The sequence below is a fragment of the Streptomyces sp. NPDC046900 genome (assembly GCF_040644975.1).
Taxonomy (GTDB): domain Bacteria; phylum Actinomycetota; class Actinomycetes; order Streptomycetales; family Streptomycetaceae; genus Streptomyces.
The window spans coordinates 1-8919 of the sequence record NZ_JBEYXD010000164.1; the positions used below are offsets into that span (position 1 = coordinate 1).

8 protein-coding genes are annotated in these 8919 nt (G+C 68.7%); 3 read left to right on the forward strand and 5 right to left on the reverse strand.

Features of this window, described 5'->3' with window-relative positions; genetic code table 11:
• The first annotated feature begins 430 nt into the window (after nucleotides 1-430).
• Both ABZ904_RS49335 and ABZ904_RS49340 read left to right on the forward strand, forming a co-directional pair.
• Nucleotides 431-709: a hypothetical protein gene (locus tag ABZ904_RS49335; RefSeq protein ID WP_361001231.1), complete on the forward strand. Its 279-nt coding sequence runs from the start codon at nucleotides 431-433 to the stop codon at nucleotides 707-709.
• A 293-nt stretch (nucleotides 710-1002) separates the two neighbouring features.
• Entirely contained in the window at nucleotides 1003-1281 is a 279-nt protein-coding gene (locus ABZ904_RS49340; protein ID WP_361001234.1) for a hypothetical protein, read from the forward strand.
• A gap of 231 nt (nucleotides 1282-1512) precedes the next feature.
• On the opposite strand, the gene ABZ904_RS49345 is transcribed toward ABZ904_RS49340, so the two are convergent.
• The 5 genes from ABZ904_RS49345 to ABZ904_RS49365 all read right to left on the reverse strand — a co-directional run bounded on the left by ABZ904_RS49345 (nucleotide 1513) and on the right by ABZ904_RS49365 (nucleotide 7055).
• Nucleotides 1513-1989: a DUF6328 family protein gene (locus ABZ904_RS49345; RefSeq protein ID WP_361001237.1), complete on the reverse strand. Its 477-nt coding sequence runs from the start codon at nucleotides 1987-1989 to the stop codon at nucleotides 1513-1515.
• Between the two features lie 398 nt (nucleotides 1990-2387).
• Entirely contained in the window at nucleotides 2388-3107 is a 720-nt protein-coding gene (locus ABZ904_RS49350) for a hemerythrin domain-containing protein (protein WP_361001240.1), read from the reverse strand.
• A gap of 464 nt (nucleotides 3108-3571) precedes the next feature.
• Nucleotides 3572-4069, reverse strand: coding sequence for a hypothetical protein (locus ABZ904_RS49355; protein WP_361001242.1), 498 nt, complete (start codon nucleotides 4067-4069; stop codon nucleotides 3572-3574).
• Nucleotides 4070-4074: 5 nt separating this feature from the next.
• Nucleotides 4075-6417 (reverse strand): nitrate reductase, encoded by a 2343-nt coding sequence (locus tag ABZ904_RS49360; protein ID WP_361001245.1) that lies wholly within the window; start codon nucleotides 6415-6417, stop codon nucleotides 4075-4077.
• Nucleotides 6418-6569: 152 nt separating this feature from the next.
• A complete protein-coding gene (locus tag ABZ904_RS49365) occupies nucleotides 6570-7055 on the reverse strand; it encodes an HIT family protein (RefSeq protein WP_361001248.1) in 486 nt (161 codons plus the stop codon).
• A gap of 95 nt (nucleotides 7056-7150) precedes the next feature.
• Here ABZ904_RS49365 and ABZ904_RS49370 point away from each other — a divergent pair, with 95 nt between their 5' ends.
• Nucleotides 7151-8356: a PP2C family protein-serine/threonine phosphatase gene (locus ABZ904_RS49370; RefSeq protein ID WP_361830709.1), complete on the forward strand. Its 1206-nt coding sequence runs from the start codon at nucleotides 7151-7153 to the stop codon at nucleotides 8354-8356.
• Nucleotides 8357-8919: the final 563 nt, after the last annotated feature.

Genomic DNA, 8919 nt, shown 5'->3' on the forward strand with positions numbered 1-8919 from the left:
CGCGGGCCAGTTTGATCTTCACACACCAGACAACTCGCGCGGCCTTCTCCATGTCCCCGTACGTGACCAAGATCAATCGCGGGGCAACCCGTTAGATCCCCAGGCGGGAACGTTCGGACAGACGGGCGAGGTGCCCAGACGCATCGATCCCGCCACAGACCGCGTGTCCGCCGCGCTCATGCTGGGGCTGCACACCCGCACAGGTCGGCCCGTGCGCCCTCCGCAGTGGCTCACCTGCCGCTACGGGGGGCAAGGCGCCCAGCTCCGATGTCCCCACTGCCGGGCAATCGAACGAAACACCAGACCGGCGGACGAGTAGGTGCGGCCCCGTCACGGCACGGCACGGCAGGGATATAACATCGCTAGCTCACCCAATGGGGTCATCCGTGTGGGGGTACTCGGGCCGAAACCTCCACAGAAGGGATCCCTCATGATCATCAAGAGCATGCACGAAATGGGCATCCGCAGTGAACACGCCTACCTCGCGGGCATGGCCTCCATCGGCCTCAGCATCGCCTCCTGGATAACCAGCCTCCAAGCGGAACCCGGCGCCGGTGTCGACCGCGCCGACCGGTGGGGCATCTTCGTCGGTGAGTGGGCTCCCACCTTCTTCGGCCTCGGTCTGGCCCTCTCTCACTACGAGCAGCAAGACGGCACCCTCACCGCCGCCAGCGTCCACGAACTCCGGGAACGGCAGAAGGCCGGCTGACCACCCCGCTCCCGCTTAAACGAGGCTCCCGCCGTGGAGTCGGCAGGGGCCTCCGCGCACGATGTACTTCCTTCAGCCGACGTTCCGGGGCATCTGATCAGACGAGCACGCCTCCCACCCAGGTGCCGGAAAGGGTGGGAGGCGTGCCCTGCGTGGACTTCCGGCAGCCTGAGCTGAGGGGGACACGAGGCCGCGCGGCGCCACGCCCAGCCTGGCCCGGCAGCAGCAGGACGGCCACCCGGCGCTGCCATACGGGTGGGCAAGCATGGCGGAAGCCGCCTCGCATCGCGCTGATGGAGGAGCATGCGCATCCCGCGCCCGAGGGCGAGGCTCGAACTATGGCGAAGCGCCGCGTGATCGTTTACCCGCCGTCCGAGACCGGCGGTCGACGCGTGCGCGTCGACGGCGTGATCCTCGGGACGGCGTACAGCCTGCAAGATCTCAGCGTGTTCCTCTGCCGTGCGGGCATTGAGGGCTGGACCGAGGTCAACCCGCTGGTCGAGGACATCGTCGAGTCCTACGCGGACCTCATCGAGTGGCGGGGCGGCGGGCCGGACGTGTGGGAACACTGAGGCGCTGTCAGTGCGCCTGGCTCTGGCCCAGTCACGAACTGGGCAGACGTGCCGGCGTGGCTGCATGCGGACTGTCGGCGGGGTCTTGTGGGTCAGCAGCAAGGCGCGTGGCGATGGCAAGAGGGTCGGCGGACGCTTCGGCTGCATCGGCCGCAGCGTCTGTCCGCTCCGCCGTTGCGGCTGAGGGAGCACTGGCCCTCCAGCGTCAGGAGGCCGCCGAGCGGTCGCCCCTCAGGAACGTCGTAGGGACCACGGCAACACGAACCACAGGCACGCGAACATCGCAGTGGTCGCGGCCGTGATGGCGATAGCTGCGACATGGCCGAAGACGACGTCCATGAGCAGGAGAACAGCACCGTTGATCGCCAGTGCGAGGAACATCAGGCCGGCTTCCGCATACCGGGCAGACAGCGCCACGATGCGGGGCTTAGCGCCGCGCTGAAACAGCCCGCGATGCAGGGCCACCGGCGTCGCGAGAACGGCGGCGGTAATGACGGTCAGCAGGAGCGTGGCGGCATAGACGCCACGCTGGAAGGCACTGAGCTGCGGAAAACGGCTGGTGAAGGCTACGCCGAGCAGGAAGGCGAAGAGAATCTGCACACCGGTCTGGGCGACGCGCAGCTCCTGGAGCAGCTCGACCAGATTGCGGTCGGCCCGCTGCTCGGGCGTTTCGTAGCGCGGCGGCTTCGGCCTTGGCTCGCTCGGCATGACCCTCACTGTCCGCGCGACCACCGCGGCACGCGAGTAGGAGCAGACACACGAATTACCCGCCTCCCTGCGGACGTGACACCTGCCCGCCGCCACCAGTAGTGGCGGCCGGGTGGCTCGAGGCGCTGAGCTCGACCGTGGACCTGATCGAGTGGCGCGGTGGTAAGCACGTGAGAGCCTCCGCCGAGCTCCTGCTGGGCTGCTCACCAGCGGCGCAGATGGCGCGGCACCGTAGCAGCCTGCGGCCGGCAGAGCTGCGGACCGGACCCATTCGGCGAGGGCGGCGTTGGCAGGCTGCGCGCGCCTCGGTGGCGAGCATGCGTCGAACGTGGATCACGATTCAGGCGCCGCCGACAGTCGTGGGCGCTTGCCGGGTGCGGTGGTCAGGCGGCGTTCTTCTAACGGCGACGTCCGGCCCGGGCGAGCGCGTCCACCAGCTCCTCGCGGCTCATCTTGGAGCGGCCCGCGATGCCCTGCTCGGTGGCCCGCTGGTACAGCTGTGCCTTGCTCAACTGCCGCAGCTCACTCTTGGCCCCGCCCCGGCCCCGGGCTGTGGCTGACGCGCGGGCCGCCTTCGGCGGGGCCTTCCTTGCGGCGGTCTTCTTCGCCGCAGGCTTGCGTACAGCCTCGGTCCCCTGCTCGCTCCGGGCCACCGTGTCACCGCTGGCGGCGATGAGCGGCTGGCCTGCGAGCTTCCTGGAACGCGCGTCGGCGAACTCCATGCCCAGCTGGTGCAGCCGGTCCGCGTCGACCGCCTCTCTCAGCGCGGGCAGGATTTCGTTCTCCTCTTCCTCCACGTGATGCAGTACGGCGCTGATCCACTCCTCCAGGGCGAGGTCGAACTCCCCGCTCTCCCAGTCCATCTCCAGCAGGTGCTTGCCGAGATTCTCAGCCTCATGGTGTTCCTCGGCGGCGTGCTCGGCTTCCGCCTTCTCCTCGGCCTCGCGGGCCACCGCGGGGTACACCCGGTCCTCCTCGGCCTCACTGTGGGCCTCCAGCATGGCAACAGCCAGCGGAAGCGCCAGCGGCCGGGAACTGCTGTCCTTCTTCATCATGTCGAACAGGCGCTGCAGCTCATGGTGGTCGGTCGTGAGCATGGTGATGACGTCGTCAGCCATGGCAGCACCCTTCTCTCGCCTGGTCGTCTCTGCCCTTGTTGCGTGCCGGGTACCCGAGGTGGCCGTGCCATACGCGGGAAGCGGAGGCCTATGCCGTTCGATCTCGGCCCCCGAGCTTCGCCACCCAGGTGTTCAACCTGGTTGTCAGGGCATGGAGATCGTGCTCCGCAGGGGAGCTTGTTCCGACCTGGCAACCGAGTTCCTCGGCGGTCATGATTTCTAGGGCCCCGGCGTACCGGTCCGAGCCCAGCTCCTTCTTCGGAACTACCTGAGCATGGCCCTCCAGGACGACGAGCGTGGACCCGTCCTGGCGACCGTGGAGCAGTTCCTGCACATGGTCACGCGTGATGGGGCCCCACGTGCCGTCCACTCCTTCCTCCCTGTCCGATACGTCCGAGCACGGTTGTTTCTGTTCGGCGCTCGGCCTGGGACGGCCTTTTGTCGCTCATCGGTATTCCCCCGCATCAGTCGGATGTGGCCAGCACCTGGGGTGCGGCTTCCTTCAGCCGAGTCTTGAGCCACTTGATCTGAGTGAGGGTTTCCTTGTGAAGGACGGTGACCTCGTCGAGCAGGCCGGGGTCTTGTACGGCTTGCGCCACTTGGCCGAGCAGGATCCAGTGGACGTTGACCGCCTCGGCCATCAGATACAACTTGCGCAGGTCGCGCAGGAGCAGCAGCCCTGACTGCGGACGTCGGCCGACGAGTTCGGAGGTCTTGTGCCGGATGGCGCCGAGAGCGGTGGCGAGGGTCTGTGACTCGTGCGGTTCGGACAGGCCCTTGGCGTGGCGGTCGGCGGCCTCGCGCACCCGCGCGGCGTGGGCGTCGCACTGCTGGGCGAGTGTGAGGCAGGTGTAGTGGGTGCCGTGGTCGGCGGCCTGACGGTCGGCGACGGCGCGGAACTCGCTCGCGAGGTCGGTTTCGGCGTCGTGGAGTTCGGAGAGCAGTAGGCCGATCTTGTTCATGACGGTCAGTGCCTTCCGGTCTCGGCGACCCGAGCGTCCGTGAGCTTGTCGACGCGCACGGCGGTGACCTTGTAGACCGGTTGTTTGGAGACCGGGTCCCACTCGGTGCGGGTCAGTTCGTTGGCGGCCCGGGTGTGCCGTTCGGGGACGGTCTGGTCGAAGTAGCCGTAGTGGAACGGCAGGAACACCACCCCGGGGCGGTTCCCGGTCAGCACTGCCGGTGCCTCGACGCTAGTTCCTCGACGGGACTGCACCAGCACGAGGTCGCCTTCGACGATGCCGTGCCGGGCGGCGTCGTCGGGGTGCAGTTCGACCCATACGTCGGGGGCCGCGGCCTGGAGTTCGGGGACCCGGCCGGTCTTGGTCCGGGTGTGCCAGTGGTAGACCTTACGTCCGGTGGTGAGCTGGAGCGGATGGTCCTCGTCAACATCCTCGTGGGGCGGCAGGTAGGGGGCGGCTTTGAGGACGGCCCGGCCGGCCGGGTCATGGGCACGGTATTCGTCGGCCTCGTTCTGCGCGCCCGTGATCAGGTCGTGCCCGTAGTCCTCGCAGACGTCGGCCCTGGTGGGAAACACATGGTCGGTGTAGAGCCGCTCGGTGCCGTGCGGGGCCTCGTCGGTGCACGGCCACTGGATGCCCGGGCTGCTCTTGAGCAGGTCGTAGGTGAGGGCGCTCTGATCGCAGACGCGGCCGCGGGTGAGCGAGGTAAACGCCGTCCACGCCTCCTCGGGACGGGCCCAGGGCAGCAGGGGCCGGCCGTCGCTGTCGCGCAGGTCCATGCGGCGGCCGTAGTCCAGGAGGATGTCGAAGTCGGAGCGGGCCTGCCCGGGCGGGTTCACAGCCTTCTCCGACAGGTGCACGGTGCGGTCGGCGTTGGTGTAGCAGCCGGTTTTCTCGCCCCACACCGCGGCCGGAAGCACGACGTCGGCCAAGGCCGTGGTCTCGGTGGGGAACGCGTCGGAGACCACCAGGAACAACCGGTCTTGGCCGAGGATGGAGCGGATCCGGTGCAGTTCCGGCAGGGAGACGGCCGGGTTGGTGCCGCTCACCCACAGGAACCTCACCGACCCGTCCTCACAGTGCCGGAAGATCTCCATGGCATGGGTGGGCGGTGACCAGTGCGGGATCTGCAGCACGTCCAGGTGCCAAGCGCGGGCGATCTCGGCGACGTGCGCATCGTTCTGCCAGTTGCGAAAGCCCGTAAGAGCACCGTTGGAGCCGGTCTCGCGGCTGTTCTGGGCTGTGGGCTGACCGTTCATCTGGAAGACGGTGCAGCCGGGGCGGCCGATCATGCCGCGGAGCAGATTGACGTTGTTGACCTGGACCGCCGCGGCGGTGGCCTGATGCGACTGGTAGACGCCCTGCAGGACGGTGGAGACCAGACGCTCACCGGTGCCGATGATGCGGGCGGCTTGCCGGATGGTGTCAGCCGGGACGCGGCAGATCGACTCGGCGTGCTCCGGCGGATACTGCGCGACCATGTCCGCCAGTTCCTTGAACCCGACCGTGTGGGCGGTGAGGAAGTCCTGGTCGACCCAGTCGTTGCGGATCAGTTCGTGCAGGATGGCGTTCAGAATCGGCACATTGGTGCCGGGCCGGATGGGTAGGTGGACGTCTGCCTCGCGCGCGGTCGGGGTGGCGCGGGGGTCGATGACGACCAGGCGGGGGCGCTGCGGGCCGTGGAGGCGGTCCAGCATGCGGGCCCACAGCACCGTCTGTGTCTCGGCCACGTTGTGCCCGACCAGGAACAGGGTGTCGCACAGGTCGACGTCGGTGTAGGAGCCGGGGGTGCCGTCGCTGCCGAAGCTCTCCACCAGAGCCCATTCGGCGGTGGCGGTGCACAGTCGGGTGTTGCCGTCCAGATGCGGCGTGCCGATCCCGCCGCGGGCGATGAGCGTCTGCGCGTAATACTCCTCGGCGAACAGCTGTCCGCTGGTGTAGAAGGCCATCGCCAGCGGCCCGTGCTCGGCCAGCACCGCCTGGGAACGGTCCACTACCGCCCCCATGGCGGTGTCCCAGTCCGTGGGCCGTAGCTGGCCGTGGACGCGGATCAGCGGCTCCGTGAGCCGGTCGGGCGAGTTGTTCGCCTGCCAGCCGAACAGGCCCTTCGGCCCCAGCCGCCCACGGCTCACCCGGTCCTCCGCCCGGCCGCGCACCCCGACGGTCTTCCCGTCCGCCACGGCGATGTCCATCCCGCAGCCGTTGGAGCACAGCACGCACGCCGACTGCACCCAGCGATCCACCTGCTCCTGCGCCACCACCAGATGCCGGTCCGTCCGCTCCGGCCAGCGTTCACCGGGCGAGAACGGCAGCCGCCGACCCCAGACGCCCGTGATGCGATCAGCCATCTCACGCTCTCCCGTCACCTTTCCGCACGCCGGCCCCGCGCCTGCGGTGCCCGCGCGATGCCCCCGAATACCCACGGCGCCCCAGCGCAAACCGTGGCGAACTAGCGCGGTACCGACGGGGCAGGCAGCCCGCGTGCCTCATGGCACTCGGCTCATCCCGGCTCAGGACAACCCGCGCAGGGATGCGAATGTGGCGAGGGCAGGGCACGTAGCCCAGCGCGGACCTGTGCCGCGTCCGCGTCGAGCGTTGACCGGTCGCGGTCCTGCCACGTGACATCCAGACGGAAACCGTCGTGGACGGTTCTTGGAAAGACATGGACGTGCAGGTGGAACACGGATTGGCATGCAGCAGCACCGTCTGCGAGAAAGACGTTGATGCCGTCGCACTGAAGGGTTGATCGACGGAGGGCACGTGCGAGGTGATGGGCCACATGAAACAGGTGGGTGCCCAGGGGTTCATCCACGTCTTCCAGGGAAGCGGCATGGATCTTCGGAATGACCAGCATGTCTCCCGGCGCAACCGGATGGATCTCCATGAAGGCCAGTGAGAGAGCATCCTCGTACACCCGGCTCGCTTCGGCCCGACCAGAAACGATGTCGCAGAAAGAGCACCCGGCAACAAGGGTTTGCGCGCCCACGCCTCCATCATCCGCTGGGACGGTGCGCTCCTGGGGTGTGCGGGTGATGCGTGGGGTCCTGCGGGAAGGAGACCCTACTACTCAGGGAGGCTGACGTGACGCGTGATCGAATGGGGCTGGCCGAGGTCCTGGCCGCGGCGGAGCATGCCGCGCCGGTGGCTTCTGTCGACGTGGTGGCCCGCAATCTGCGGGACCGGTTCGGCGCGCGCAGCGTGTCGTTCCTGTTCGTCGACCTCGTCTGCCGGCAGGTGGTCCGGGTCAGCGAGGAGGCGGCCACGCAGCAGGGCCACCGCGCCGAGCAGATCCCCTTGGCCGGCAGTGCCTACGACGAGGTGCTGCGCACCCAGAAGCTGGTGCAGGCGCAGGACGGCGGGGATGGCAAGGGGCATCGGGTGCTCGCCCCGGTCAGCAACCGCGGCGACACCATCGGCGTGCTGGAACTGTTCCTGCCCCGTGTGACGCAGGAGGTGCTGGAGCAGGTCGAGCAGGCCGCGCACGCGCTGGCCTACATCCTCGTCACCAACCGCCGCTTCACCGACCTGTACCACTGGGGCCAGCGCACCACACCGATGAGCCTGGAGGCCGAGATCCAGCGTCAGCTGCTGCCCTCGGCCTCCTGCTGCGAGGCGGCCGAGTTCGCACTGGCCGGGGCCTTGGTGCCCGCCGACGAGACCGCCGGTGACACCTACGACTACACGCTCGACCGGGACACCCTGCATATGTCGGTCACCGACGCCATGGGCCACGACGTCGACGCCGCCCTCATGGCCACCCTCCTGGTCAACGCCTCTCGCCGCGCCCGCCGCGCCGGGGCAAGTCTGGCGGAACAGGCCCGCCAGACCCACCAGGCCCTGCTCGACCACGGCCGAAACACCTTCGCCACCGGCCAGTTGCTGCGTATCGCCCTGGACGGCAGCGGCGCACACCTCGTCAACGCCGGCCACCTCTGGCCACTGCGCCTGCGCGACGGCACCGTCGACGAAGTCCACCTGGAGATCAATCTGCCCTTCGGCGTCCCCGCACAGGGCACCTACCGCGTCCAGAACCTCGATCTACGCGCGGGCGACCGCCTGCTCCTGTACACCGACGGCATGCAAGAACGCCAGGCAGAAACCCTGGACCTGCCCGGCCTGATCCGTGACACCGCCTCCGAGCATCCCCGCGAAGTCGTGCGCATCCTGACCGCCGCGGTCATCGACGCCTGCAACGGGCACCTTCAGGACGACGCCACCGTGCTGTGCCTGGACTGGCACGGCCCCCACAACGGTGGGCGCCGCGCGCAGGGCGGAGCCGACGCCTGACCCGGACCCAGCCCCAGCCCCAGCCCCAGCCCCAGCCACCCGTCATCGCCCGGCCGACCGGGCGAAACGACAGGAGACGAGATGGACTGGCCACAGGTTCGCCCAGCAGATGGCAGATCGAGCAGGGCGGCGCGGGCCTCCTCGCCGCCCCGAGTGTGCTGGGGGAGGCACGGGCGACTCGGGGCGATGCGGTCGGGCCACGGGACGGCAGGCGGCCATGGCAGGAAGTGACCTGCTCGGAGTGATCAACCCCGCCACCTGGGACCTCCACGTCGTGGGCATCCGACGAGTTGTGGCGTTTGGCCTACGCGGACCAGGCGCTGCGTCGAGCGTGTCCTGGTCGCTGCAGGTCACGACGATAATGGCCTATGAGGCGCTGGAGGTCACGCCCAGCCGGCTTGGGAAAGACCCGCAACGTTGATCCAGCCCAGTGGCCGCGGTTCCCTTCGGCGACAGGACTGTCGGTCCCTGCTGTGCGTGGCCTCGCTCGGTGGGTACCCGGCGGCCGAGGGCGGTGAACGGCACCGCCGAAGCACGGGGAAGGAGATCGACCATGACCCAGC

Bases quoted from the DNA above. Each gene is read 5' to 3' on its own strand.
- ABZ904_RS49335 (WP_361001231.1), top strand. From the start codon at position 431: ATGATCATCAAGAGCATGCACGAAATGGGCATCCGCAGTGAACACGCC.
- ABZ904_RS49340 (WP_361001234.1), top strand. From the start codon at position 1,003: ATGGAGGAGCATGCGCATCCCGCGCCCGAGGGCGAGGCTCGAACTATG.
- ABZ904_RS49345 (WP_361001237.1), bottom strand. From the start codon at position 1,989: ATGCCGAGCGAGCCAAGGCCGAAGCCGCCGCGCTACGAAACGCCCGAG.
- ABZ904_RS49350 (WP_361001240.1), bottom strand. From the start codon at position 3,107: ATGGCTGACGACGTCATCACCATGCTCACGACCGACCACCATGAGCTG.
- ABZ904_RS49355 (WP_361001242.1), bottom strand. From the start codon at position 4,069: ATGAACAAGATCGGCCTACTGCTCTCCGAACTCCACGACGCCGAAACC.
- ABZ904_RS49360 (WP_361001245.1), bottom strand. From the start codon at position 6,417: ATGGCTGATCGCATCACGGGCGTCTGGGGTCGGCGGCTGCCGTTCTCG.